Source organism: Microbacterium sp. SORGH_AS_0421, from assembly GCF_030818635.1.
Lineage (GTDB): Bacteria > Actinomycetota > Actinomycetes > Actinomycetales > Microbacteriaceae > Microbacterium.
This window is the reverse complement of record NZ_JAUTAO010000001.1, coordinates 1,848,744-1,873,815: the sequence shown is the minus strand read 5'-3', so window position 1 is coordinate 1,873,815 and position 25,072 is coordinate 1,848,744. Positions and strand designations below refer to the sequence as shown.

Below are 25,072 nucleotides of genomic sequence, written 5' to 3'. Positions count from 1 at the left end.
TCTTCCCGAGGTGAGCATGTCCGTTCCCGCTCCCGCGCGCGGTCGGCGCGGTCGCCGTGTGCCCGAGGGCCCGCGCGCGTCGTTCCGTCAGCTGCTGCCCTTCCTTCTCGAGCACAAGCGCACGCTCGCCGTCGTCGGGGTGCTCAGCGTCCTCGGCGCCGCCGCCACCCTCGCGCAGCCCCTGCTCGTGGGCCAGGTCATCTCCCGCGTGCAGAACGCCGTCCCGCTCGGAGCCCTCGTGTGGCTGCTGGTCGTGTTCGTCGTGCTCTCGTCGGTCATCTCGGGCTTCCAGCACTATCTGCTGCAGCGCACGGGCACCGCGGTCGTCTTCTCGAGCCGGCGCCGGCTCATCGGACGCATCCTGCGCCTGCCCATCAGCGAGTTCGACGCCCGTCGGACGGGCGACCTCGTCTCGCGGGTCGGAACCGACACGACCCTTCTGTACGCGGTGCTCACGCAGGGATTCGCGGATGCCGTGGGCAACGCCCTCATCCTCGTCGGCGCGGTCATCGCGATGGCGTTCATCGACCCGCTGCTTCTTGTGCTCATCGTGGTGGTCGTGGGCGCCTCGCTCGCGGTGGTCGTGCTGCTGAGCACACGCATCCGCGCGGCCTCCGCCGTCCAGCAGGCCAAGGTCGGCGAGCTGTCGTCGGGAGTCGAGCGGGCGGTGGGCTCGATCCGCACCATCCGCGCGTCGGGAGCCACCGATCGCGAGATCGCCGCCGTCACCGAGGACGCCACCGCCGCCTATGCGGCGGGGGTGCGCATCGCGCGCGTCTCGGCGCTGATCGTGCCGATCGCCTTCGTCGCCCTGCAGGTGTCGCTGTTGGTCGTGCTCGGCGTCGGCGGGTACCGCGTGGCATCCGGGGCCATCGACGTCGCCTCTCTCGTCACGTTCGTGATCTTCCTGTTCCTGCTCGTGCAGCCGCTCGCCTCGGCGATCGGTGCGATCACCTCGGTGAACCAGGCTCTCGGCGCGCTCGGTCGTATCCAGGAGGTGCTCGACCTCCCCCTCGAAGACGACGACGACCGGCCCTCGACGGCCACCCCGGTGCCGCATGCCGCCGCCCTCGAGTTCCGCGACGTGCACTTCCGCTACCCCGATCACGTCGTGAAGGCGCGAGAGGCCGCCGCGCAGGAAGCGCGCTCGGTGCTCGCCGAGGTGCACCTGGATGCGGGCGATGCGGAGCCGGAGAGCGACCACGAGGTGCTGCGCGGGGTGTCGTTCACCGTCCCGCCAGGGGCGCGCGTGGCGCTCGTCGGCCCCTCGGGCGCGGGGAAGAGCACGATCCTCTCCCTCGTCGAGCGCTTCTACGACCCGACGAGCGGGGCGATCCTCGTCGACGGGACCGACGCCCGCGATCTCGCGCGCGCAGACCTGCGCGCCCGCTTCGGCTACGTCGAGCAGGACGCCCCGACCCTCGCCGGCACGATTGCCGACAACCTCCGCCTCGCCTCGCCCGACGCCACGGATGCCGAGTGCGAGCGGGTCCTTCGCGCGGTGAACCTGGGCGACGTGCTCGAGCGCAACACCCTCGGCATCGACGCCCCCGTGGGCGAGGACGGCGTCATGCTCTCCGGTGGAGAGCGTCAGCGCCTCGCAATCGCGCGCGCCCTGCTGGCCGCTCCCCCGGTGCTCCTGCTCGACGAGTCGACCTCGTCGCTCGACGGCGTCAACGAGCAGCGCATGCGCGAGGCGATCGACGCGGTCGCGACCGACCGCACGCTGCTCGTCATCGCGCACCGTCTGTCGACCGTCGTCGACAGCGATCTCATCGTCGTGCTCGAGAACGGCCGGGTGGTGGGCCAGGGCACGCACAGCGAGCTGGTGGCATCCACTCCGCTGTATCGCAACCTCGCGAAGCATCAGCTGCTGGTCTGAACGACGGCTCAGTCGCGCACGACCTGATTGAGAGCGGCCCAGCCGAGCGCCGGCGACGACGGGGCGACGCTCTCCGGAGCGCTGAACATCGTCGACGCCCAGTCGTGCGCGACGCTGTAGGCGGCCTCGGCGATCGCCGAGCCCGCGCTGACGCGACTTGCTCCGGCACGGGCAAGCTCGCCGATCGACAACGTCCCGGGCCCGAACGCGACGTTGACCGGCAGCGTCGTCGCCCCCACGAGGGCACGGACGGTCGCTGCCGACAACGCGCCGAGGACGAAGATGCCGCTCGCCCCCGCGTTCGCGTAGACGGCCGCACGCGACAGCGTCTCCGCCATCCAGTCGTCGCCTCCGGGCTCTCCCAGGCGGTGTGTGTCGATGCGGGCGTTGATGAAGAGCGGTATTCCGGCGTTCTCCGCAGCGGCGCGGGCCGCGCTGATGCGTTGCTCCTGCTGCGCCGTCGGCATAAGAGAATCCTCGATGTTCACGCCCGAGACGCCCATCTCAAGGACGGAGGAGATGGTGGCGGCGACGTCGCTCGCCGTCTCACCGTAGCCACGCTCGATGTCGACGCTGACCGGGACGTTCACCGCTGCCACGATCCGCCTTAGGGAGTCGATCGCCCCGTCGCCGGTCAGCTCGTTCCCGTCTCGTTGGCCCCGCGACCACGCGACACCGGCGCTGGTCGTGGCGATCGCCCGCGCCCCGGCAGCGAGGACCACTCGTGCCGATGCAGCATCCCAGACGTTGGGCAAGACGATCGGCACGCCGGGCACGTGCATCGCGTGGAATTCCTGGGTGCGCTCGAGGTGCGTGGTCATCTCACAATCTCAGCACACCCCTTCATCACTCCTCGGACGATCGAATCCGCGCACGAATCCCGGTCTGTCATCCAGCCGAGCGGTGATCTGAGAGAGGGGATCGACATTCGATGCGTCCCCTCCACCATCGAAGCCGGTGTCCCCCATCGAGAACGGGGGGCGTCGATACGAGGGCTCGCCCCGTCCGCACGAAACGGGCGGGGCGAGCGAGCCGGTCTCAGGACCGCTGCAGGCGGTACCGCAGGGCGGCGAGCTCGGCGCGCAGGGCGGCCGGCAGGTGCGCACCGAAGGTGTCGTAGAACTGTTCCGTCAGGTCGGCCTCGGCGAGCCACGAGGCGCGGTCGATCGAGAACAGCTCTTCGAGATCCGCAGCGGGAAGGTCCAGACCCGACAGCTCGAGGTCCTCGATCTTCGGGAGGCGTCCGATCGGGCTGTCGACGGCGTCGACCTGGCCGTCGACGCGACGGATGATCCAGTCGATCACGCGGGCGTTGTCGCCGAATCCGGGCCAGAGGAAGCGTCCGTCGTCGCCCTTGCGGAACCAGTTGACCTGGAAGATGCGCGGTGCGCGGTCGAAGCGCAGCTTCTGGCCGACCTTCAGCCAGTGGCCGAAGTAGTCGCCCATGTTGTACCCGCAGAAGGGCAGCATCGCGAACGGGTCGCGGCGGAGCTCGCCGACCGTGCCCTCCTGCGCCGCCGTCTTCTCGCTCGACACGGTCGAGCCGATGAACACGCCGTGCGACCAGTCGGTGGCCTCGACCACCAACGGCACGTTGGTGGCGCGGCGACCGCCGAACAGGATCACATCGAGCGGTACACCCTCGGGGGCCTCCCAGTCCTCGGCGATCTGCGGGCACTGCGCAGCCCCCACGGTGAAGCGCGAGTTGGGGTGCGCGGCGGGACGGCCCGACGCGGGGGTCCAGGGCTTTCCCTCCCAGTCGATGAGGTGCGGGGGTGCCTCGTCGGTCAGGCCCTCCCACCAGACGTCGCCGTCGGGGCGGAGAGCGACGTTCGTGAAGATCGTGTTGCCCCAGAGCGTCTCGATCGCGGTGACGTTGGTCGACTCGCCGGTGCCGGGCGCGACGCCGAAGAAGCCGGCCTCAGGGTTGATGGCCCACAGGCGCCCGTCCTCGCCGGGGCGGATCCACGTGATGTCGTCGCCGAGGGTCTCGACGCGCCAGCCGGGAATCGTCGGCCGCAGCATCGCGAGGTTCGTCTTGCCGCAGGCCGAGGGGAACGCGGCGGCCACGTGGTACGCCTTGCCGGCCGGGTCGATCACGCGGATGAGCAGCATGTGCTCGGCGAGCCAGCCCTCGTCGCGGCCGATGACCGAGGCGATGCGCAGGGCGAAGCACTTCTTCGCGAGGATCGCGTTGCCGCCGTAACCCGAGCCGAACGACCAGACTTCGAGGGTGTCGGGGAAGTGCACGATGTACTTCTCGTCGTTGCAGGGCCAGGCGACGTCGTCCTCGCCGGGGGCGAGCGGCGCCCCGACCGAGTGCACGGTCTTGACCCAGGGCGCTCCGTTCGCGATCTGCTGGGTGACCGAGGTGCCGACGCGGGTCATGACACCGATGGATGCCACCGCGTAGGCGCTGTCGGTGATCTGCACGCCGATGTGGCTGAGGGGCCCGCCCACCGCGCCCATCGAGAAGGGGACGACGTACATCGTGCGCCCGCGCATCGAGCCCTCGAAGACGCCGTCGAGGGTCTCGCGGATCTCGGCGGGTGCGATCCAGTTGTTCGTGGGACCGGCGTCTTCCTCGCTATTCGAGGCGATGTAGGTGCGCGACTCGAGACGGGCGACGTCGCCGGGGTGCGAGCGGGCGAGGTACGAGCCGGGGCGCCATTCGGGGTTCAGCTTGATGAGCTTGCCCTCGTCGACCATCTCGCGAAGGAGCGCATCGTTCTCGGCCGCCGAGCCGTCGACCCAGTGGATACGGTCGGGCTGGGTGAGGGCGGCCACCTGGTCGACCCAGGCGATGAGGGCGGCCAGACCGGGGCCCTCGACGGCGGGGCGAGCGCCATGGCCGGCGCGGTGCGCGTGGTCGACGCGTGCGGTGGGCGCTGCGGTGCGCGGGGTGGAGTGGAAGATGTCGGCGAGTGCCATGTCGTTCTCCTCGATTGAGAGCGAAATCGGTGGTCTTCCTCCATGTTGGGCGCCTGCTTCGGTTCTTTCCGAGAAAATGCATGTTAAGAATCGCATATTTTTCGATATGGTCAAGGAATGGCATCGTCGTTCGAGCTCACGACCCTCGGTCACCGCATCCGGCACCACCGTCTCGCCCGCGGCTACACCCTCGACGAGCTCGGCGCGCTGGTCGGGGTCGCCGGCAGCCAGCTGAGCCTCATCGAGAACGGCAAGCGCGAGCCCAAGCTGTCACTCCTGCAGGAGATCGCCCGCGCCACCGAGACCGAGGTCACCGACCTGCTCTCGCGCGAACCCCCGAATCGCCGTGCCGCTCTCGAGATCGAGCTCGAACGCGCCCAGACCAGTCCGTTCTTCCGGCAGCTCGGCATCCCTCCCGTCAAGGTCACCAAGGGAACGAGCGACGACACGATCGAAGCCGTGCTGGGTCTGCACCGCGAGCTCCAGCGGCGCGAGCGCGAGACGATCGCGAGCCCCGAAGAAGCCCGCCGCGCCAACACCGAGCTGCGCCTGCGCATGCGCGAGATGTCGAACCACCTGCCCGAGATCGAACGACTCGCGGAGAAGCAGCTCAAAGCCGCCGGGCACTCGACGGGCGCCCTCACCCACCGCACGGTCAGCATCATGGCGGAACAGCTCGGCTTCGAGCTCATCTACGTCAGCGACCTGCCGCACTCGGCCCGCTCGGTCACCGACCTCGAGAACGGGCGCATCTATCTGCCGCCGGCCTCGATCCCCGGGGGACACGGACTGCGCTCGATGGCGCTGCAGGCGATGGCGCACCGACTGCTCGGACACCGCCCGCCCACCGACTACGCCGACTTCCTCCAGCAGCGGCTCGAGATCAACTACTACGCCGCGTGCTGCCTCATGCCCGAGACGAGCGCGGTCGCCTTCCTCACCCAGGCGAAGAAGGATCGCAACCTCGCCGTCGAGGACTTCCGCGACGCGTTCGGGGTGACCCACGAAGCCGCGGCCATGCGCATGACGAACCTGATGACGGTGCACCTCGGCATCCGCCTGCACTTCATGCGCGTGGACGGCGACGGCGCCATCTCGCGCGCGTACGAGAACGACGACCTGCCGCTTCCGACGGACGTCACCGGTTCGGTCGAAGGCCAGATCGTCTGCAAGAAGTTCTCGGCGCGGTCGGCGTTCGACGAGCACAACCGCACCACCGAGCACTACCAGTACACCGACACCCCCGCCGGAACCTACTGGTGCTCGACCCAGACGGGCAGCACCTCGAGCGGCGACTTCTCGATCACCGTGGGCGTGCCGTTCGACGACGCCCGGTGGTTCCGTGGACGGGAGACCCCCACACGCGGGGTCTCCCGCTGCCCCGACGAGTCGTGCTGCCGCCGCCCCGACACCGAGGCCGCGGAGCGCTGGTCGGGCAAGGCGTGGCCGAGTGCCCGCGTGCACCAATACATGTTCTCGCCGCTCCCCCGCGGCATGTTCCCGGGCGTCGACGACGCCGAGGTGTTCGCTTTCCTGGATCGGCACGCGAACGGCTGATTACCGTTCGGGGGTCCGGCTGAGCCAAACTCCTGACGAACAGGGCTGGACCGCCGCAGATCACCCCACACCGCACTCCACTCCCCGGAGACTCAGGAGTCTCGGGCGGTCGAGGGGACGAGAACGACGGATGCCGCGACCCCAGCCCTCGCGGGGCGCCGGGATCGCGGCATCCGGTGTCGTCAGGCGTAGGGGTTCGCCGTCAGCGTGTACTTCGTCTGCAGGTACTCGTGGATGCCCTCGTCGCCGCCCTCGCGACCGAGGCCGGACTGCTTCCAGCCGCCGAAGGGGGCGGCGGCGTTGGAGACGACGCCGACGTTGAGGCCCATCATCCCCGTCTCGAGCTTGTCGATCATGCGCTGGCCGCGAGCAAGCGACTCGGTGAAGACGTACGAGACCAGGCCGTACTCGGTGTCGTTGGCGAGGCGCACGGCGTCGTCCTCGTCGTCGAAGGGGACGATCGCGAGGACCGGTCCGAAGATCTCCTCACGCAGGATGTCGCTGCCGGGCTGCACGTCCGCCACGACGGTCGGCTCGAAGAAGGTGCCGGGGCCGTCGACGGGCGCGCCGCCGGTGGTGACGGTGGCTCCGCGCTCGACGGCATCCCCCACGAGGGTCTTGGCCTTGTCGACGGCGCGGTCGTCGATGAGGGGGCCGATCTGCACGCCCTCCTCGGTGCCGCGGCCGATCCTCATCGCCCGCACGCGCTCGGTGACCCGCGCGGTGAACTCCTCGACGATCGAGCGCTGCACGATGAAGCGGTTTGCGGCGGTGCACGCCTGGCCGATGTTGCGGAACTTCGCGAGCATCGCGCCCTCGACCGCCTTGTCGAGGTCGGCGTCGTCGAACACGACGAAGGGCGCGTTGCCGCCGAGCTCCATCGAGGTGCGCAGCACACCGGGTGCGGCCTGCTGCAGCAGCTTCACGCCGACCGGGGTCGAGCCGGTGAACGACAGCTTGCGCAGCCGCGGGTCGGAGATGATGCGCTCGGAGACGGGGCCGGTGTTCGTGGTCGTGACCACGTTGACGACACCGGCGGGCAGCCCCGCGTCTTGCAGGATCTGCGCGAAGAACAGCGTCGTGAGCGGGGTGAGGGTGGCCGGCTTGATGACGACCGTGCACCCGGCGGCGAGCGCGGGCGCGATCTTGCGGGTGGCCATCGCGAGGGGGAAGTTCCACGGGGTGATCAGGTAGCAGGGCCCCACGGGGTGCTGCGTCACGATCATGCGACCGGTGCCCTCGGGGTTCGCGCCGTAGCGACCCTGGGTGTGCGCGGTGACCTCGCTGAACCAGCGGAGGAACTCCCCTCCGTAGCCGACCTCGCCGCGCGCCTCGGCGAGGGGCTTGCCCATCTCGAGCGTCATCAGCAGCGCGACGTCTTCCTTGCGCTCCTGCAGCAGGTCGAAGGCGCGGCGCAGGATCTCGGCACGCTCACGAGCCGGGGTCGCCGCCCACGACGGGAACGCCTCGGCCGCGGCATCCATCGCGGCGACACCGTCGTCGACGCTCGCGTCGGCGATCTCGCGGATGACCTCGCCGGTGGCGGGGTCGTTGACCGCGACGGTCTTGCCCCCTTCGGCTGCGCGCCACTCGCCGTTGATCAGCAGACCGGTGGGCACGGATGCCAGCAGCTCGCTCTCGCGCGAATCAGTCATGAATCCTCCTGGATCGGGGCGGGGGTATACCGCCCATTCTTCTCAGCCCGCGGGTGCGTGCCGATATACCTGGCGTACAAGGGGGTGGTCGCGGTCGCCGTCACGGCGAGTCCGTGCGCTGTATGGATGTTCGTTTCGTGGGCGCACGGCCGGCGGGCCGGCGTTACACGCACGCATAAACGCTTCGCGCACGCGGAAACGCGAGGTGCACGCGTTTCTGCGCGGGGATCGCGTTTCCGCGTGCGGTGGGGCGGATGTCTCACGACGCCGGGCTCCGGCATCCGGGCGGCTTCGGCATCCGGGCGCCGCGGCATTCGGGCTCCGGCATCCGGGCGGCTTCGGCATCCGGGCGACGCGGCATTCGGGCTCCGGCATCCGAGCGGCTTCGGCATCCGGGCACCGCCGGGGTCACGCAGAAACGCTTCCCGCACGCGGAAACGCGAGGTGCTCGCGTTTCTGCGCGGGGATCGCGTTTCTGCGTGGGTGGGGCGGATGCCTCACGACGCCGGGCTGCGGCATCCGGGCGACTCCGGCATCCGCGCTCCGGCATCCGAGCGCTTCGGCATCCGCGCACCGCCGGGGCCACGCAAAAACGCTTCCCGCACACGGAAACGCGACGTGCTCGCGTTTCTGCGCGGGGATCGCGTTTCTGCGTGGGGCGGGGCGGATGCCGGGCCGGGGCGTCAGCGCGATGCCGCGGCCATCGGCGCCGCCATCGCGCCCGCCAGGAAGCGCTCCAGCCCCGCCGCATCGTCCAGCGCGAGCACCTGCGCGACGTACTGGTCGGGGCGCACGAGCACCACGGCCCCCGCAGCGCCGATGCCCCGCTCGGCGAAGACGTCGCTGGTCGTCCAGGCCGAGGGCGCGGCGGCGAAGACCTTCTCGAGGTCGGTGAGACCCAGCGGCCCCGACCGGGGGCGAAACAGCGAGGGGACCTCGACCACGTCCTCCCAACGCCCCGGGAACACGACCTTGACGTCGAAGACCGCGTCGGGGTCGGCCCCTCCGGGGGTGAATCGCTCGACCACGGCCCGCGCGGCCTCGGCCCACTCCCGCAGCGCCGAGCCCTCGGCATCCGCGAAGGCATACAGACGCCACCGCCCGTCGGCTTTCGCGTGGTGGCCCAGGTGCACGGCGTTGCCGTCGCACACCCGCACGACCTCGACGCTGTGGAAGCGCTTTCCGACGGGGAATCCGGATGCCAGCTCCTGGGCCGCGTCGGCGGCGACGATCCGCGACGAGGCGTAGTGCGTACCGAAGCCCGAGGGGAACTCCGCGGTGGCGAGGTAGTAGGTCGCGAGCTCGTCGGGGTCGGTGATCTCGCCGGGCTTGCGGGCCATGAGCGAGGACCACTCGCGGTCGAAGTCGATGAGCTGCTGAGCGACGGGGCGGCGCTCGGCGTCGTAGGTGCGCAGCAACTCGGTGGGGGCGAGACCGGTGAGAACGTGACCCAGCTTCCAGCCGAGGTTGAAGCCGTCCTGCATCGAGACGTTCATGCCCTGGCCGGCCTTCGCGCTGTGTGTGTGGCAGGCGTCGCCCGTCAGGAAAACCCGCGGGTTCTGCAGGTCGTCGACGAACTGGTCGGTCACCCGGTGGCCCACCTCGTAGACGCTGCTCCACGCGACCTGCTTCACATCGATCGAGTACGGGTGCAGGATCTCGTTCGCCCGCCGGATGACCTCGTCGATCGGCGTCTGGCGCACGCGGTGGTCGTCGTCCTCGGCGACCTCGCCGAGGTCGATGTACATGCGGCTGAGGTAGCCGCCCTCGCGCGGGATGTGCAGAATGTTGCCGGCCGCGGCGTTGATCGCGCACTTGATGCGCCAGTCGGGGAAGTCGGTCTCGACGAGGACGTCCATCACGCCCCAGGCGTGGCGGGAGGCCGCGCCGACGTGCGTGCGGCCGATCGCCTGACGGACGCCGCTGCGCGCGCCGTCGCACCCGGCGACGTACTTCGCCCGAACCGTGCGCTCCCCCTCGTCCGTGCGCACGCGCACCTCGACGTGGTCGCCCTGCACCTCGAGGCCGAGGAACTCCACGCCGTAGTCGGGAACGATGCGCGCGGGGCCCTGAGCCGCCGCCTCGGCGAAGTAGTCGAGCACGCGCGCCTGGTTGACGATGAGGTGCGGGAACTCGCTGATCTTGTAGCCGTAGTCCTCGGTGCGACTGGTGCGGACGATGCGCTCGGGATTCTCGGGGTCGGGCGCCCAGAAGTTCATCCAGCCGATGTTGTAGGCCTCGGCGGTGATGCGGTCGGCGAACCCGAACGCCTGGAAGGTCTCGACGCTGCGCGGCTGGATGCCGTCGGCCTGGCCGAGAGCCAGTCGCCCCTCGCGCTTCTCGATCAGGCGGGTCGTGAGCTGCGGGAACTGCGACATCTGGGCCGCGAGCAGCATTCCGGCGGGACCGGAGCCCACGATGAGCACGTCGACCTCGTCGGGGAGGCGGTCGGGCCGATCGATGCCGGTCCCGGCGGCATTCTGCACGCGCGGGTCACCCGAGACGTAACCGTGGTGGTGGAACTGCACTGTTTCTCCTGACGTCGATGTCGGGGTTGCTCACGGAACCGTCGTGTTCTATATTCGAACGCGACGTTCCGGTATCGAACGAGAGGTTAGTCGAGCCATGTCATCGCGGCAAGACGCAACGCCCGCTTCGCAGACGCTCAGCCGCGGCATCCGCCTGCTCGAAGAACTCGCCGACGCCCGCACCCCGCTGACGATCGACGACCTGGCCACCCGCGTCGGGCTTCACCGCTCCGTGGCCTATCGACTCCTGCGCACGCTCGAAGCCCATGGACTCGTGACGAGGGATGCCGCGGGCGCGGTGCGCCTGGGAACGGGCCTGGCGGCTCTCGCCGCGGGGGTCGCCGCCGACCTGCAGGCCGAGGCCCTGCCCGAGCTCACGGCCGCGGCGAACGAGCTGGGCATGACGTGCTTCCTCGTCGTGCTCGACCACGACGAGTGCGTGACCCTCACGAGCGTCGAACCACGTCACGCGACGACGACCGTCGCGCAGCGGCCGGGGACGCGGCATCCGGTCACCCGAGGGGCCCCGGGGCGGGCGATCCTCGCGCTGCTGCCTCCGCGCCGCTGGCCCGACGCCGTCGACGCCCGACTGGCGGCCGAGGTCGCCGATGCCGCCGAGCGCGGCTGGGCGACCAGCCACGACGAGGTGATCCCGACCCTGCGTGCCGTCGCCGTGCCCCTCAGCGTGCAGGGCCGCGAGCCCGCCGCCGTCGCCGCGGTGCACGTGGCGACAGACCGCGACGACGGGGAGATCGCCGCGCGACTGCAGGCGGCGGCCGAGGCCATCCGCCGCGCGCTCTGAGACATCAGCCCGTCAGGCCGGTCCCGCACGAGGAACAGAAGCGCGCACCCGCGGGATTCTCGGAGCCGCACCCACCGCACGACGCGACCACCGCGAGCGGCGAGCCGCACTCACCGCAGAACTTGCCGCCGTGGGACTGGGCGCCGCACGCACCGCAGCGCGGGCGGGCCTGCGTCTTGAGATCGGCACCACCGAGCAGGTCGACGGTTTCGAGCCGCTCCTGCACCTGGCGGCGTCGCGCCTCGGCCTGCAGCTGAGCGAGCTCTTCCGTGGCGTTCGGCGAGCAGCGCACGCACTGGCCCACCCCGTCGTTCCAGCAGCCGTCGCCGCAGACCCAGTCGCTGCAGCCCCGACACTGGTGGAACCGCGGCGCGATCTCCGCCGTCGCGGCGCGGAGAGCCTCGTCCTTCGCCGGCGAGTTGGTGCCGCGGTCGAGGAACCGGTCGGCCATCGACGCGAACTGCGACACCGGGCCACCGAAGAGGTTTCCGATACCGCGGGCGAGCTTCTGTCCCGCGGCCCGCGGGTCGGGTCGGAACGCCGAGCGATAGCCGTTGCCGCAGCGTTCGCAGCGGAACTCGAACTGGAACCCGTCCATGTTGGACAGGTCGGTGAAGTTGTCGGTGAACGGGACGAGGTCGCTCATGTCACTCCTGGTCGAGGCGAGGGGCGCCATCGGCGCCGTGGGGGGATTCGGGCCGCGGCCCGAAGACGAGGTCGACGAGAGGTCCGAAGTCGTATCGATCGCCGAAGTCGGGAGCCTGCATGAGGAGCAGGTTGTTTATCAGCATTCCGCGGCCCATGAAGGCCCACAGATCGAGGTCGGAGGCGCCGGCCTCGCGCAGCGTGCGATAGACCTCGTCGAACTGTCGACGCGACTCGACACCGATCTCGGGCTCCGCCGTCGCGGCCGAGAACGCGTGCGCCCAGACGAGAACCGCGTCCGGTCGCGACAGGACGAGCGAGCGGTACGCACCGCCCAAGCGGTCCGGGTCGAAGCCCTCGCCCGTCGCTTCGCGGAAGACACGCGTGATCTCCGCTCCGGCGTGCGCGTGCGTGCGCACGAACAGCTCGAGCTTCGACCCGAAGGTGCGGATGACGTAGGGCTGCGACACCCCCATCTCGCTCGCGACCTGAGCGGTCGAGGTGCCGAAGTACCCGCGAGCGGCGAAGGCCCGGACGGATGCCGTGAGCAGCTCGTCGTCGCGCGCGGTACGGCGGCGGGGGCTCGGCATCCGTTCTCCTTCCGGGAGGTTATCGCTTGATAATACTGGGGGACGCCGCCCGCGCCAGCGGATCCTTCCGCGGTGACGGGAGCGGTCGCCCCGCGCCCCTATACTCGATCCCGTCAGGCGCACGGGGCCGTGCGTCGCTGCTCGAAAAAAGGGCACGTAGCGGAGGACCCGCGAGACACATACGGCAACCATCCGTCCCGTCTCGAAAGGCTTCCTCTGCCATGCCCACCGTCTCCGCGCACGTCGCGCACACCCTCGCCCGCCACATCGACACCGTCTTCGGCGTCATGGGCAACGGCAACGCCTACTTCCTCGATGCTCTCGGGCGCGAGACCTCGTCGCGCTTCGTCGCCGTGCGCCATGAGGCCGCGGGAGTCGTCGCCGCCGACGCGCATTACCGCGCGTGCGGGCGCCTGGCCGCCGCCACGGCCACGTACGGCGCGGGCTTCACCAACACGCTCACGGCGTTGGCCGAGGCCGTGCAGGCGCGCACCCCTCTCGTGCTGATCGTCGGCGACGAGCCGACCTCGGGCCCGCGCCCCTGGGGCGTCGACCAGATCGCCCTCGCCGCCGCCGTCGGCGCGCGCACCTATACGGTCGGTCACCGCGACGCCGCGGCCACGATCGTCATCGCGATCGAGCACGCCCTGACCTATCGCCTGCCCGTCGTGCTCGGCATCCCCTACGACGTCGCGACCCGCGAGGCGGGACCGGTCCCGGATGCCGACGCCCCCGGCGCCGCGCCCCAGGTCACTCCCGAGCACCCCCCGCTCGGCGCCTACGCCGACGCGGTCATCGATCAGATCGTCGACGCGTTGGCATCGGCCGAGCGCCCCCTGCTGCTCGGCGGTCGCGGGGCGTGGCTCGCCGGCGCGGGAGCGGCCCTCGACGGCCTGGCCGAGACCGCCGGGGCGCTGACCACCACGAGCGCCCTGGGCCGCGGCCTGTTCTCGGACCCCGAGCGCGACCTCGGTGTCGCCGGCGGCTTCGGCGCCCCCGGTGCGATGGAGCTCGTGCGCGAGGCCGACGTCGCCGTCGTCCTCGGCGCGGGCCTGAACCAGTTCACGATGCGCTTCGGTGAGCTCTTCGCCCCCGGCACGCGCGTCTTCCAGGTCGATCTCGCGCCGACCGCGACGCACGCGAACATCGGCGGATACGTGCGGGGGGATGCCGCCGACGTGGCGACCGAGATCACGCGACGCCTGCACCAGCGCGGTGCGACCGGCTCGACCTGGGGCCGGGGCCTCGACCTCGCCGCGGCCCGCCGACAGCCCGAGGGCCAGGGCACGGGCCCCGACGGACGCCTCGACCCGCGCACCGCCGCCGCCCGCATCGCGGAACTCCTGCCCGAGGACCGGGTGATCGTCTCGGACGGCGGGCACTTCCTCGGCTGGTCGAACATGTACTGGCCGGTGGCCTCGCCCGACCGCATGATCATGGTCGGAACGGCGTATCAGTCGATCGGCCTGGGCTTCCCGAGCGTCCCCGGCGCCGCGGTCGCCCGCCCCGACTCGACGATCGTGCTCACCACCGGCGACGGCGGCGGGCTCATGGCCCTCGCCGATCTCGAGACCGCGGTCCGGGTCGCGGGCGGCCGCGGCATCGCGGTGGTCTGGAACGACGCGCAGTACGGCGCCGAGGTCCTCAACTACGGGGTGAAGGGCCTGCATCCCGACCCCATGCTGATCCCCCAGGTCGACTTCGCCGCGGTCGCGCGCGGGTTCGGCGCCGAGGGTGTGGTCGTCGAGTCGGTCGGCGACCTCGAGGCCCTGGCATCCTGGGTCGCTCGCCCGGCCTCCGAGCGGGGCTTCCTGCTGCTGGACCTCCGCGTGAGCGCGGCGGTCGTGGCGCCGTACTGGGAAGAGATCGCGGCGCGCTGAGCGCGCGGGTACGGGCCTCCGGACAATCCGGCGCGTCCGGGGACTACCGGACCGCGAGAAGCCGGGGCGGGCACCCGCCCCGACGCGTACCCAACTCCTGAACATCTCGGGCTGCGAGGTCCGGAGAACGGCTGCCTGAGCCGCGGCGGCCCGGATCTCAGGAGTTCGGTACGCCCGCAGAACCCGGGAGCCGGGCACCTCCCCCATGCCGAAGGCCCCGCCGCACCGGAGCGCGACGGGGCCGAACCGGACGGACTCAGACCTTCGAGAGCCCCCGCACCGGACTGACCGCCTGCTCGGCCTCGTGGTCGGGGCCCAGCGGGATGCCGCTGCGATCGCGGAGCACCAGCGTGGCGATCGCGCCGAGCACCACCATGCCCGCGAGGTACCAGGTCACCGACGCGGTCGACCCCGTCTCGCGCACCAGCGCCTCGGCGATCGTCGGGGCGAACGCACCGCCCAGGATCGCGCCGAGCGCGTACGAGATCGACACCCCCGAGAAGCGGATGGATGCCGGGAACAGCTCGGCGTAGAGCGCCGCCTGGGGCCCGTAGGTGAGGCCGAGGCCCACGGTCAGCACCACGAGCCCCAGGGTCAGCAGGCCGATGCTCGCGGTGTTGACCAGGGGGAACAGCAGGAAGACACCGACCAACAGCGCCGCCCACCCGATGAGGTAGGTGGTGCGACGACCGATGACGTCACCGATCCATCCGCCGATCCAGGTGAAGACGAGCCACGACACGGCCGAGATGGTGACGGCTCCCAGCACGTCGGCCGTCGCCAGGCCCACGGGCCCGTCGGGGTTCGTGGCGTAGCGCTGGATGTAGCCGCCCGTGGTCATGTACCCCACGGCGTTGTTGCCTGCGAAGACGAGCGCGGCGATCAGCACGAGCAGCGCGTGCTTGCGGAACAGCTGCACGATCGGCATCCGCGTCTTCTCTTTGCGCTCGGCCAGCTCGAGGAAGACCGGGCTCTCCTCGACCTTCCGGCGCACGTAGTACCCGATGAGGATCAGCACGAACGACAGCAGGAACGGCACGCGCCAGCCCCACGCGAAGAAGGCGTCGCCGGGGGCGATGACCGCCATGAGTGCGAGCATGCCGCTCGCCAGCAGCAAACCCAGGGGAACGCCGAGCTGTGGAGCGGCGCCGAAGAGGCTGCGCTTGGCCTTGGGGGCGTGCTCGACGGCCATGAGCACCGCGCCGCCCCACTCGCCTCCGGCCGAGACGCCCTGCAGCACACGCAGCAGGATCAGCAGCACGGGGGCCGCGACGCCGATGACGTCGAAGGTCGGAAGCACTCCGATCAGGGTCGTCGAGGCGCCCATGAGGATCAGCGTGATCATCAGCACCACCCGACGGCCGTACTTGTCGCCGAGGTGGCCGGCGAGGAACGCGCCGAGGGGGCGGAAGAGGAAGCTCAGCCCCACGGTGAGGAACGACAGGATCTGTGCGACCCCGGGTCCGGCCGGGGCGAAGAAGAGCTGGCCGAAGACCAGACCCGCCGCCGAGGCGTAGAGGAAGAAGTCGTACCACTCGACGGTGGTTCCGACGACGGTGGCGAAGACCACGCGGCGGCGATCGCCGGAGGTCGAGATGGTGCCGGTCGGCGTGAAACCGTCCGAGGGGCGAGGAGATGCGGTGGACATGGGTGGGCTCCTTTGACGTCATCGTCGAGACCGCGACGTCGCTGTCGAGAGGGGGGCGGGGCCGTGCTTGCCCCCGCCTTTCGGATCATATACGATTTCGAATACGACGCAAGGGAGCATCCATGACCGACAGCACCGACCCCCGGTTCACCGCCCTCGGCGGTCGCCCGGGCAAGATCGTGGCCGTCCACCTCTCGTACGCCTCGCGCGCCGATCAGCGCGGCCGTCGCCCGGCCGCCCCGTCGTACTTCTTCAAGCCGTCGAGCTCGCTCGCTCCCTCCGGGGCCGAGATCGTGCGCCCCGCGGGCACCGAGCTCTTGGCGTTCGAGGGAGAGATCGCGCTCGTCATCGGCGAGCCCGCACGGTGGGTGACTCCGGATGCCGCGTGGTCGCGCGTGGCATCCGTCACCGCCGCCAACGACTTCGGTCTCTACGACCTCCGCGCGAACGACAAGGGGTCGAACGTGCGCTCGAAGGGCGGCGACGGCTACACGCCGCTCGGCCCCGCGCTCATCGATGCCCGCGACGTCGACCCCGAGAACCTGCGGTTGCGCACCTGGGTCGACGGAGAGCTCGTTCAAGACGACTCGACCGCGGGCCTCATCTTCCCCCTCGCCCGGATCGTCGCCGACCTCTCGCAGCACTTCACGCTCGAGACCGGAGACGTCGTCCTCACCGGCACCCCCGCGGGATCCTCGGTCGTCACGCCGGGCCAGGTCGTCGAGGTGCAGGTCGATGCCGGAGCCCTCTCGACAGGAAAGCTCCGCACCACGGTGGTCCAGGGCGACCGGGCCTTCGACGCCGCGATCGGCTCGCTGCCCGCGGCGGACGACACCCAGCGCACCGAGGCGTGGGGGTCGCCGGAGGCCGCGGCCGCAGCGAGATCAGGCGATGCCGGCGAAACAGGCGGCGAGGCGGCGGACGAGCCCGTTTCCGTGGCGTCCCCCGTCCTCGCGACCGGATCCGGCCCTCTCTCCCCCGCCCTGCGCGACAAGCTCTCGCGCGTCCCCGTCGCCGCCCTCAGCGGGCAGCTGCGCAAGCGCGGCCTGAACGACGTGACCATCGACGGGGTGCACCCGCTGGCCCCGGGCAGCCGCTTCGTGGGCACGGCCCGGACCCTGCGGTTCGTCCCGCACCGCGAAGACCTCTTCGCGGCCCACGGCGGCGGCCAGAACGCGCAGAAGCGCGCCTTCGACGCGGTCGAGGCGGGCGAGGTCATCGTCATCGAGGCGCGCGGTGAGACCGGATCCGGGACGCTCGGAGACATCCTCGCCCTCCGCGCGCACGCCCGCGGCGCCGCAGCGATCGTCACCGACGGGGGCGTCCGCGACGCCGAGGCCGTGGCCGCCGTCGGAATCCCCGTCTTCGCCGCGGGCCCCCACCCCGCCGTTCTCGGAAGGCGCCACGTGCCGTGGGAGACCGACGTGGCCGTCGGCTGCGGCGGCACCACCGTCGAGCCCGGCGACATCCTCGTGGGCGACGGCGACGGGGTCATCGTCATCCCGCCCGCCCTGGCCGACGAGGTGGCCGACGCCGCCCTCGCACAGGAAGAGGAAGATGCCTGGATCGCCCGCCAGGTGGCATCCGGTCATCCCGTCGAGGGCCTCTTCCCGATGAACGCCTCCTGGCGCGCCCGCTTCGACAGCGAGAAGAACGCCTGATGGATGCCAGCACCTCGGCTCGCACGCAGAGCAAGTCGCAGCAGGCGTACCGGTGGATCAAAGACCGCATCGCCTCTCAGGAGTTCACCCCCGGCTACCGGCTCGTCCTGGGCTCGATCGCCGGAGAACTCGACATGAGCGTCGTGCCGGTGCGCGAAGCGATCCGTCAGCTCGAGGCCGAGGGGCTCGTCATGTTCGAGCGCAACGTCGGCGCCCGCGTCTCGATGGTCGACGACACCGCCTACCGCTTCAGCATGCAGGCGCTCAGCCTGCTCGAGGGCGCGGCGACCGCGCTGTCGGCCCGCGCGCTGACCACCGACGACGTGCGACGCGCACGCCAGGTCAACGAGCTCATGGTCGAGACGCTCGAGCACTTCGATCCGCGGTCCTTCACCGCGCTGAACCAGGAGTTCCACGCGATCCTGTTCACCAAGTGCGCCAACCCGCGCATGCTCGAGCTCGTGCAGGCCGAGTGGGCGCGCCTCGGCCACCTGCGCGACTCCACCTTCAGCTTCGTGCCCGGTCGCGCCGCCGAGTCCGTGCGCGAGCACGAGAACATCCTCGTGCTGATCGAGAACGGCGCCCCGCTCGCCGAGATCGAGAAGGTCTCGCGACGCCATCGCTCGGCGACTCTCGACGCCTACATGATCCACGAGCACCCCGACCAGGTGCTCGGCCTGCCCGCTTTCTGATTCCGGATGCCATCGCCATCCGCCCCCTCCGAAGAAGGAGCATCAATGACCCGCCGTATCCCCGCCGAGCTGCCCGAGCGCATCCAGCACTACATCGGCGGCCGGTTCGTCGACTCCGTCGACGGCGACACGTTCGACGTGCTCGACCCGGTGACCAACCAGACCTACGTCTCGGCCGCCGCCGGCAAGAAAGCCGACATCGACCTCGCGGTCGCCGCCGCCCGCACGGCCTTCGCCGAGGGCCCCTGGCCGCGCATGCTCCCCCGCGAGCGTTCGCGCGTGCTGCATCGCATCGCCGACCTCGTCGAATCGCGCGACGAGCGTCTCGCGGAGCTCGAGTCGTTCGACTCGGGGCTCCCGATCACGCAGGCGCTCGGCCAGGCCCGCCGCGCGGCCGAGAACTTCCGCTTCTTCGCCGACCTGATCGTGGCGCAGACCGACGACGCCTTCAAGGTGCCCGGACGCCAGCTCAACTACGTCAATCGCAAGCCGATCGGCGTCGCCGGCCTCATCACGCCGTGGAACACCCCCTTCATGCTCGAGTCGTGGAAGCTCGGTCCCGCCCTGGCCACCGGCAACACCGTGGTGCTCAAGCCCGCGGAGTTCACGCCCCTGTCGGCGTCGCTGTGGGCGGGCATCTTCGAGGAGGCGGGGCTTCCCGAGGGCGTGTTCAACCTCGTCAACGGCCTCGGCGAAGACGCCGGCGATGCCCTGGTGAAGCACCCCGACGTGCCGCTCATCTCGTTCACGGGCGAGAGCAGCACGGGCCAGCTGATCTTCGCCAACGCCGCCCCGTTCCTCAAGGGTCTGTCGATGGAGCTCGGGGGCAAGAGCCCGGCGATCGTCTTCGCGGATGCCGACCTGGATGCCGCGATCGACGCGACCATCTTCGGCGTGTTCTCGCTCAACGGCGAGCGCTGCACCGCGGGGAGCCGCATCCTCGTCGAGCGCTCGGTGTACGACGTCTTCGTCGAGCGCTACGCCGCGCAGGCCGACCGCGTGAAGGTCGGTTATCCCGACGACCCCGCGACCGAGGTCGGGGCGCTCGTGCACCCCGAGCACTACGAGAAGGTCATGTCGTACGTCGAGCTCGGCAAGAGCGAGGGACGTCTCGTCGCCGGCGGCGGCCGGCCGCAGGAGTTCGCGGAGGGCAACTTCGTGCGGCCCACGGTGTTCGCCGACGTCGCGCCCGACGCGCGCATCTTCCAGGAGGAGATTTTCGGCCCCGTCGTCGCGATCACGCCCTTCGACACCGACGAAGAAGCCCTCGCTCTGGCGAATAACACGAAGTACGGCCTGGCCGCCTACGTCTGGACCAACGACCTGAAGCGCGCGCACCTGTTCGCCCAGAACGTCGAGGCGGGCATGGTGTGGCTGAACTCCAACAACGTCCGCGACCTGCGCACCCCGTTCGGCGGGGTGAAGGCCTCGGGCCTCGGACACGAGGGCGGCTACCGCTCGATCGACTTCTACACCGACCAGCAGGCGGTGCACATCACCCTCGGGCCCGCCCACAACCCCACCTTCGGCAAGGCTCCGAGCCCGGCCCACTGAGCGAGACCCCGACCCGCGCACGCAGACGCAGACACACACGCAAGGACGCGACCCCATGACGAAGCACACCGAAGAAGAGAAGACCTCCTCCGGGTTCTGGGTGACCCAGGAGGCCCCGATCGCCTCGGACGATCCCATCCCCACCCCCACGTCTCCCGCACCCGACATCCTGCGCTGCGCGTACATGGAGCTCGTGGTCACCGATCTCGCGGCATCCCGGGTCTTCTACGTCGACGTGCTGGGACTGCACGTCACCGCAGAGGACGATGAGGCGATCTACCTCCGCTCCACCGAGGAGTTCATCCACCACAACCTCGTGCTGCGTCAGGGCGACGTGGCCGCGGTCGCCGCGTTCTCGTATCGCGTGCGGTCGGCGGAAGATCTCGACAAGGCGGTGGCGTTCTACGAGGAGCTCGGCTGCGACGTCCGCCGCGAGCCGGGCGGGTTCACCGAGGGCATCGGCGATTCGGTGCGCGTGGTCGACCCCCTCGGATTCCCCTACGAGTTCTTCTTCGACACCGAGCACCAGGAGCGCCTCTCGTGGCGCTACGACCTGCACTCCCCCGGTGAGCTCGTCCGCCTCGACCACTTCAACCAGATCACGCCCGACGTCCCCCGCGCGGTGAACTTCATGCAGTCGCTGGGCTTCCGCGTGACCGAGGACATCCAAGACGAGGAGGGCACGGTCTACGCCGCATGGATGCGCCGCAAGCCCACCGTGCACGACACCGCCATGACCGGCGGCGACGGCCCCCGCATGCACCACGTCTGCTTCGCGACGCACGAGAAGCACAACATCCTCGCCATCTGCGACAAGCTCGGCGCGCTCCGCCGCTCGGATGCCATCGAGCGCGGTCCCGGCCGCCACGGCGTCTCGAACGCGTTCTACCTGTACCTGCGCGACCCCGACGGGCACCGCGTCGAGATCTACACGCAGGACTACTACACCGGCGACCCCGACAACCCGGTCATCACGTGGGACGTGCACGACAATCAGCGCCGCGACTGGTGGGGCAACCCGGTGGTCCCCAGCTGGTACACCGACGGCTCGCTCGTGCTCGACCTCGACGGCAACCCCCAGCCGGTCCGCGCGCGCGAACACTCCAGCGAGATGGCCGTCACCATCGGCGCCGACGGTTTCAGCTACACCCGCGCGCCGGAGGAATCGGCATCCGCCCCCTCCGCCGAGTTCAAGCTCGGCAACCAGCTCTGACATGCTCACCGACGCACAGATCGACGCCATCGCGGCCGAGCTCGCCGAGGCCGACCGCACGCACGCGGTCATTCCGCGCATCACGGCGAGGTACCCGGATGCCACCGTCGACGACTCGTACCGGATCCAGGGCCGCTGGCGCGATACGCAGCTCGCCGCGGGTCGCACCCTCGTGGGGCGCAAAATCGGGCTGACGTCGAAGGCCATGCAGCAGGCGACCGGCATCACCGAGCCCGACTACGGCGTGATGTTCGACGACACCGTGTACCGCTCGGGGGCCGAGATCCCCGTGGATCACTTCTCGAACGTGCGTATCGAGGTCGAACTCGCCTTCGTGCTGAAGAAGCCGCTCGAGGGCCCCGACTGCACACTCGACGACGCACTGGCCGCGATCGACTACGCCGTGCCGGCCCTCGAGGTGCTCAACTCGCACATCGAGCTCGAGGGCCGCACGATCGTCGACACCATCAGTGACAACGCGGCCTACGGCGCCATGGTGCTCGGCGAGGTGCACAGGCGCCCCGACGAGATCGACCTGCGGTGGGTGCCGGGCGTGCTCAGCCGCAACGGCGAGATCGAGCAGACCGGGGTCGCGGCCGGCGTCCTCGGCCATCCCGCTACCGGCGTCGCCTGGCTCGCGAACAAGTTCGCCCAGCACGGCGCGCGCCTGGAGGCGGGCGAGATCATCCTGGCAGGATCGTTCACGCGCCCGATGTGGGTGTCGCGGGGCGACGACGTCCTCTGCGACTACGGACCGATGGGAACGATCTCGTGCCGCTTCGTCTGACCCCGACGTTCCGCGCCGCGCTCGCGGCGTCCGATCGACCTCTCGCGGGGATGTGGGTGTGCTCGGGCAGCACCGTCAGCGCCGAGATCGCCGCGGGCTCGGGCCTGGACTGGCTGCTGATCGACATGGAGCACTCCGCGACCTCGCTCGAAACCGTGCTCGCGCTGTTGCAGGTGAGCGCCGCGTACCCGGTGACCCCCGTCGTCCGCGTGCCGTGGAACGACCCGGTCGTCATCAAACAGGTGCTCGACCTCGGCGCGCAGAGCCTCATCGTCCCGATGGTGTCCTCGGCCGACGAGGCCCGCGCCGCGGTCGCCGCCACTCGCTATCCGCCCGCCGGGGTTCGCGGGGTCGGGAGCGCCTTGGCCCGCAGCGCGCGCTGGAACCGGATCGACGGATACCTCGCCGACGCCGCCGAGCACGTCTCGCTCACCGTGCAGATCGAGACGACCGACGGCGTCGCCGCCGCGGCAGATATCGCCGCCGTCGAGGGGGTGGATGCCGTCTTCGTCGGCCCCTCCGACCTCTCGGCATCCATGGGTCTTCTCGGACAGCAGACGCACCCCGACGTGGTCGCCGCCGTGCACGCCGTGTTCGCCGCGGCCCGGGATGCCGGAACCCCGGTCGGCGTGAACGCGTTCGACCCCGCGGTGGCCGAGGCCTACCTCGACGCGGGCGCCGACTTCGTCGCCGTCGGGGCGGACGTCGCCCTGCTCGCGCGGGCTTCCGAGGCGCTCGCTACGCGGTTCGTCACCGCGCGGGCGGCCTCGGGCGAGCGCGACAGTTACTGACGGCTCCCCCGCGCGAGGCTAGGGAACGCGAGACGCACCCAGCGCCACGAGTTCCGCCCGGGTCGCGACCCCGGCTTTGCGCAGCAGGTTGGACACGTGGAACTTCACGGTGTTCTCGCTGATCCCCAACTGCGTCGCGATGGCGCGGTTGCGCGAGCCGACGATGACGAGCGTGAGCACTTCTCGCTCTCGCGGGCTCAGATCCACCGCGTCGTCGAGGAACTCGGGGCGCGCCGGCGGGTCGAGAGGAAGCCGCACCGACACCTCCGAGCCCCACCCGGGCGTCGAGGCGACGTCGAAGGCCCCGTTCAGCGCGCTCACCCGTTCGACGATCGGGCGCAGCGAATCGTCGTGCGCGGTCAGCCGCCCCTCGCCGTCGTCGCGGATACCGATCAGCAGGTTCAGGCCGTCGCAATCCCACTGGATGCGCACGCGGTGCGGCGCTCCACGGTCGAGCAGGGCCAGTACCGCGCTGCGGACGATCGCGCGCGCTTCGTGCGCGACCTCACCGGGAAGGGCGCGCCCGGTGGTCGGCGGCTCGACGAACTGCACGTCGAGGTCGCCGTGGCGCACGAGCGGACGCAGGTCGCTGCGTAGGCGCGCGAAGGCACCGGTGACCGGCTCGAGCAGAACGCCGTGCTGCTGGTCGGTCGAGGTGCGCAGCACCACCAGAGCCGCGGCCGCGGTCTCGGTGGCGAGGGTCCGGGCCGCGCGGTCGTCGAGGCGCGATGAGCGCAGGACCGCGAGCACGGACTCGAGCGTGACCGCGTGCCGATCGGCCTGTTCGGCGACGATGCGTTCGTGCTCGGTGACGAGCGCGCGGGATGCCGGGGAGGCGAGGGCGGGTACGGACGTCACGTGCTCAACCTAGACCACGGCGTGCACCTACCCATTCGGGTAGGTGGCCCCCTGCGGTCGACCGGCCCGTGCGGCGTCCGCACCGGCGCAGCATGGGGTCATGATGTCCCGCGACGACGCCACCGTCGAGTCCTCCCTCTCGCGCATCGCCGGGGAGCTGGCATCCGTCGTCGACCGCCTCGTCTCGGAGCCCGGCGACCTCGACGACGTGCTCGACGTGCTCACCGAGGTCGATCGTGTCTTCGTCCTCGGCGCGGGGCGCTCGGGCCTCGCGCTGCGCATGACGGCGATGCGCCTGATGCACCTCGGCCTCGAGGTGCACGTCGTCGGCGAGACCACGACACCCGCGATCGGCGCGAAGGACGCCCTGCTGACCGCCAGCGGCTCGGGCACCACCGGAGGCATCGTCCGCGCGGCAGAGACCGCGGCCGATGTCGGCGCCCGCGTCGTCGCGATCACCACCGCGCCCGACTCGCCGCTGGGGCGCGCCGCCGACGCCCTCGTCACCGTTCCCGCCGCCGCCAAGCTCGACCGCTCCGAGGCCGCCTCGACCCAGTACGCGGGCAGCCTCTTCGAGCAGGCCGTCGTGCTCGTGGGAGACGCGATCTTCGACGCCCTCTGGCACCGCTCGGGCCTCTCGGCCGATGAGATCTGGCCGCGCCACGCCAACCTCGAATGACCCACCCCGCAGAGAAGAAGGACCCCCTCATGAAACTGCAGTTCGCCATGGACACCCTGTCCACCGAAGCCGCCCTCGACCTCGCCGCCGCCGCGGCGCCGCACGTCGACATCCTCGAGCTCGGCACCCCGCTCATCAAGAGCGAGGGCCTCTCCGCCATCACCGCGATCAAGCGCGCGCACCCCGACAAGATCGTCTTCGCCGACCTCAAGACGATGGATGCCGGCGAGCTCGAGGCCGACATCGCCTTCAGCGCCGGTGCCGACCTCGTCACCGTCCTCGGCTCGGCCGGCGACAGCACGATCGCCGGCGCCGTCAAGGCCGCCAAGAAGCACGGCAAGGGCGTGGTCGTCGATCTGATCGGCGTCGCCGACAAGCCCGCCCGCGCCAAGGAGGTCGTGGCCCTCGGCGCCGAGTTCGTCGAGATGCACGCCGGCCTCGACGAGCAGGCCGAGGAAGGCTTCACCTTCAGCACGCTGCTGCGCGACGGCGAGGCGGCCGGTGTGCCGTTCTCCGTCGCCGGAGGCGTCAACACCTCGAGCATCGCCGACGTGCAGAAGTCGGGCGCCCAGGTCGCCGTCGCCGGGAGCGCGATCTACAGCGCCCCCGACGTGGGTGCCGCGGCGGCCGCGCTGCGCGCCGCGATCGTCTGATCGCAGGGCCTCAACGAGAGAGGGACCGGGCCGAAACGGCCCGGTCCCTCTCTGACGTGGAGAGGA

The 25,072-nt window shown here is 70.7% G+C and carries 20 protein-coding genes; 12 read left to right on the top strand and 8 right to left on the bottom strand.

All coding sequences use genetic code 11. The features are described from left to right. Nucleotides 1-16 precede the first annotated feature (16 nt). Nucleotides 17-1,882 (top strand): ABC transporter ATP-binding protein, encoded by a 1,866-nt coding sequence (locus QE416_RS08925; RefSeq protein WP_307317899.1) that lies wholly within the window; start codon nt 17-19, stop codon nt 1,880-1,882. A gap of 8 nt (nt 1,883-1,890) precedes the next feature. On the opposite strand, the gene QE416_RS08920 is transcribed toward QE416_RS08925, so the two are convergent. Next, nucleotides 1,891-2,703: an isocitrate lyase/phosphoenolpyruvate mutase family protein gene (locus QE416_RS08920; RefSeq protein ID WP_307315414.1), complete on the bottom strand. Its 813-nt coding sequence runs from the start codon at nt 2,701-2,703 to the stop codon at nt 1,891-1,893. A 217-nt stretch (nt 2,704-2,920) separates the two neighbouring features. Continuing rightward, the gene (locus QE416_RS08915; protein WP_307315413.1) at nt 2,921-4,813 is read right to left on the bottom strand and encodes a phosphoenolpyruvate carboxykinase (GTP); all 1,893 of its coding nucleotides are present in this window, start codon (nt 4,811-4,813) and stop codon (nt 2,921-2,923) included. A 117-nt stretch (nt 4,814-4,930) separates the two neighbouring features. On the opposite strand from QE416_RS08915, the gene QE416_RS08910 reads away from it, so the two are divergent. Continuing rightward, nucleotides 4,931-6,370 (top strand): XRE family transcriptional regulator, encoded by a 1,440-nt coding sequence (locus QE416_RS08910; RefSeq protein WP_307315411.1) that lies wholly within the window; start codon nt 4,931-4,933, stop codon nt 6,368-6,370. 182 nt (nt 6,371-6,552) lie between these two features. Here QE416_RS08910 and QE416_RS08905 read toward each other — a convergent pair whose 3' ends face one another. Both QE416_RS08905 and QE416_RS08900 read right to left on the bottom strand, forming a co-directional pair. Then, nucleotides 6,553-8,025, bottom strand: coding sequence for an NAD-dependent succinate-semialdehyde dehydrogenase (locus QE416_RS08905; protein WP_267786299.1), 1,473 nt, complete (start codon nt 8,023-8,025; stop codon nt 6,553-6,555). Nucleotides 8,026-8,708: 683 nt separating this feature from the next. Continuing rightward, nucleotides 8,709-10,553 carry an FAD-dependent monooxygenase gene (locus QE416_RS08900; RefSeq protein WP_307315408.1) on the bottom strand — a complete coding sequence of 615 codons (1,845 nt, stop codon included), beginning with the start codon at nt 10,551-10,553 and terminating at the stop codon, nt 8,709-8,711. A gap of 97 nt (nt 10,554-10,650) precedes the next feature. Between QE416_RS08900 and QE416_RS08895 the strand changes: the two genes are divergently transcribed. Continuing rightward, the gene (locus tag QE416_RS08895) at nt 10,651-11,355 is read left to right on the top strand and encodes an IclR family transcriptional regulator (protein WP_307315406.1); all 705 of its coding nucleotides are present in this window, start codon (nt 10,651-10,653) and stop codon (nt 11,353-11,355) included. A gap of 4 nt (nt 11,356-11,359) precedes the next feature. Here QE416_RS08895 and QE416_RS08890 read toward each other — a convergent pair whose 3' ends face one another. Further along, a complete protein-coding gene (locus QE416_RS08890) occupies nt 11,360-12,001 on the bottom strand; it encodes a zinc ribbon domain-containing protein (protein WP_103206579.1) in 642 nt (213 codons plus the stop codon). Between the two features lies 1 nt (nt 12,002). Further along, the gene (locus QE416_RS08885; RefSeq protein WP_307315404.1) at nt 12,003-12,590 is read right to left on the bottom strand and encodes a TetR/AcrR family transcriptional regulator; all 588 of its coding nucleotides are present in this window, start codon (nt 12,588-12,590) and stop codon (nt 12,003-12,005) included. 221 nt (nt 12,591-12,811) lie between these two features. Between QE416_RS08885 and QE416_RS08880 the strand changes: the two genes are divergently transcribed. Then, a complete protein-coding gene (locus QE416_RS08880) occupies nt 12,812-14,470 on the top strand; it encodes a thiamine pyrophosphate-binding protein (RefSeq protein WP_307315401.1) in 1,659 nt (552 codons plus the stop codon). A gap of 256 nt (nt 14,471-14,726) precedes the next feature. On the opposite strand, the gene QE416_RS08875 is transcribed toward QE416_RS08880, so the two are convergent. Beyond that, nucleotides 14,727-16,118, bottom strand: a complete 1,392-nt coding sequence (locus QE416_RS08875; RefSeq protein ID WP_267786293.1) for an MFS transporter — start codon at nt 16,116-16,118, stop codon at nt 14,727-14,729. Nucleotides 16,119-16,240: 122 nt separating this feature from the next. On the opposite strand from QE416_RS08875, the gene QE416_RS08870 reads away from it, so the two are divergent. Genes QE416_RS08870 through QE416_RS08845 form a run of 6 tightly spaced genes read left to right on the top strand, consistent with a single transcriptional unit; the run spans nt 16,241 to nt 22,816 of the window. Further along, on the top strand, nt 16,241-17,779 hold the full coding sequence (locus QE416_RS08870; protein WP_307315400.1) for a fumarylacetoacetate hydrolase family protein: 1,539 nt from the start codon (nt 16,241-16,243) through the stop codon (nt 17,777-17,779). Then, nucleotides 17,779-18,471, top strand: a complete 693-nt coding sequence (locus tag QE416_RS08865; RefSeq protein WP_307315397.1) for a GntR family transcriptional regulator — start codon at nt 17,779-17,781, stop codon at nt 18,469-18,471. Before QE416_RS08870 ends, QE416_RS08865 begins: the two co-directional genes overlap by 1 nt. A gap of 45 nt (nt 18,472-18,516) precedes the next feature. Next, nucleotides 18,517-20,025: a 5-carboxymethyl-2-hydroxymuconate semialdehyde dehydrogenase gene (gene hpaE, locus QE416_RS08860; RefSeq protein WP_267786290.1), complete on the top strand. Its 1,509-nt coding sequence runs from the start codon at nt 18,517-18,519 to the stop codon at nt 20,023-20,025. Between the two features lie 55 nt (nt 20,026-20,080). Continuing rightward, nucleotides 20,081-21,238, top strand: coding sequence for a 3,4-dihydroxyphenylacetate 2,3-dioxygenase (hpaD, locus tag QE416_RS08855; RefSeq protein ID WP_307315394.1), 1,158 nt, complete (start codon nt 20,081-20,083; stop codon nt 21,236-21,238). 1 nt (nt 21,239) lies between these two features. Continuing rightward, nucleotides 21,240-22,025, top strand: coding sequence for a fumarylacetoacetate hydrolase family protein (locus tag QE416_RS08850; protein ID WP_307315391.1), 786 nt, complete (start codon nt 21,240-21,242; stop codon nt 22,023-22,025). Beyond that, nucleotides 22,010-22,816 carry an HpcH/HpaI aldolase/citrate lyase family protein gene (locus QE416_RS08845; protein WP_307315389.1) on the top strand — a complete coding sequence of 269 codons (807 nt, stop codon included), beginning with the start codon at nt 22,010-22,012 and terminating at the stop codon, nt 22,814-22,816. The genes QE416_RS08850 and QE416_RS08845 overlap by 16 nt, the downstream gene beginning before the upstream one ends. A gap of 18 nt (nt 22,817-22,834) precedes the next feature. Here the strand turns inward: QE416_RS08845 and QE416_RS08840 are convergent, their stop codons facing one another. Then, nucleotides 22,835-23,674 carry a LuxR C-terminal-related transcriptional regulator gene (locus QE416_RS08840; RefSeq protein WP_210072194.1) on the bottom strand — a complete coding sequence of 280 codons (840 nt, stop codon included), beginning with the start codon at nt 23,672-23,674 and terminating at the stop codon, nt 22,835-22,837. Between the two features lie 100 nt (nt 23,675-23,774). Here QE416_RS08840 and hxlB point away from each other — a divergent pair, with 100 nt between their 5' ends. Beyond that, complete coding sequence (gene hxlB, locus QE416_RS08835; RefSeq protein ID WP_307315386.1) at nt 23,775-24,353, top strand: 6-phospho-3-hexuloisomerase; 579 nt, start codon at nt 23,775-23,777, stop codon at nt 24,351-24,353. Nucleotides 24,354-24,382: 29 nt separating this feature from the next. Next, entirely contained in the window at nt 24,383-25,006 is a 624-nt protein-coding gene (gene hxlA / locus QE416_RS08830; RefSeq protein WP_210072196.1) for a 3-hexulose-6-phosphate synthase, read from the top strand. Nucleotides 25,007-25,072 lie beyond the last annotated feature (66 nt).

What these genes read in the sequence shown, in the direction of transcription:
- QE416_RS08925 (WP_307317899.1), top strand. Translation starts at nt 17, where the DNA reads ATGTCCGTTCCCGCTCCCGCGCGCGGTCGGCGCGGTCGCCGTGTGCCC.
- QE416_RS08920 (WP_307315414.1), bottom strand. Translation starts at nt 2,703, where the DNA reads ATGACCACGCACCTCGAGCGCACCCAGGAATTCCACGCGATGCACGTG.
- QE416_RS08915 (WP_307315413.1), bottom strand. Translation starts at nt 4,813, where the DNA reads ATGGCACTCGCCGACATCTTCCACTCCACCCCGCGCACCGCAGCGCCC.
- QE416_RS08910 (WP_307315411.1), top strand. Translation starts at nt 4,931, where the DNA reads ATGGCATCGTCGTTCGAGCTCACGACCCTCGGTCACCGCATCCGGCAC.
- QE416_RS08905 (WP_267786299.1), bottom strand. Translation starts at nt 8,025, where the DNA reads ATGACTGATTCGCGCGAGAGCGAGCTGCTGGCATCCGTGCCCACCGGT.
- QE416_RS08895 (WP_307315406.1), top strand. Translation starts at nt 10,651, where the DNA reads ATGTCATCGCGGCAAGACGCAACGCCCGCTTCGCAGACGCTCAGCCGC.
- QE416_RS08890 (WP_103206579.1), bottom strand. Translation starts at nt 12,001, where the DNA reads ATGAGCGACCTCGTCCCGTTCACCGACAACTTCACCGACCTGTCCAAC.
- QE416_RS08885 (WP_307315404.1), bottom strand. Translation starts at nt 12,590, where the DNA reads ATGCCGAGCCCCCGCCGCCGTACCGCGCGCGACGACGAGCTGCTCACG.
- QE416_RS08880 (WP_307315401.1), top strand. Translation starts at nt 12,812, where the DNA reads ATGCCCACCGTCTCCGCGCACGTCGCGCACACCCTCGCCCGCCACATC.
- QE416_RS08875 (WP_267786293.1), bottom strand. Translation starts at nt 16,118, where the DNA reads ATGTCCACCGCATCTCCTCGCCCCTCGGACGGTTTCACGCCGACCGGC.
- QE416_RS08870 (WP_307315400.1), top strand. Translation starts at nt 16,241, where the DNA reads ATGACCGACAGCACCGACCCCCGGTTCACCGCCCTCGGCGGTCGCCCG.
- QE416_RS08865 (WP_307315397.1), top strand. Translation starts at nt 17,779, where the DNA reads ATGGATGCCAGCACCTCGGCTCGCACGCAGAGCAAGTCGCAGCAGGCG.
- hpaE (WP_267786290.1), top strand. Translation starts at nt 18,517, where the DNA reads ATGACCCGCCGTATCCCCGCCGAGCTGCCCGAGCGCATCCAGCACTAC.
- hpaD (WP_307315394.1), top strand. Translation starts at nt 20,081, where the DNA reads ATGACGAAGCACACCGAAGAAGAGAAGACCTCCTCCGGGTTCTGGGTG.
- QE416_RS08850 (WP_307315391.1), top strand. Translation starts at nt 21,240, where the DNA reads ATGCTCACCGACGCACAGATCGACGCCATCGCGGCCGAGCTCGCCGAG.
- hxlB (WP_307315386.1), top strand. Translation starts at nt 23,775, where the DNA reads ATGATGTCCCGCGACGACGCCACCGTCGAGTCCTCCCTCTCGCGCATC.
- hxlA (WP_210072196.1), top strand. Translation starts at nt 24,383, where the DNA reads ATGAAACTGCAGTTCGCCATGGACACCCTGTCCACCGAAGCCGCCCTC.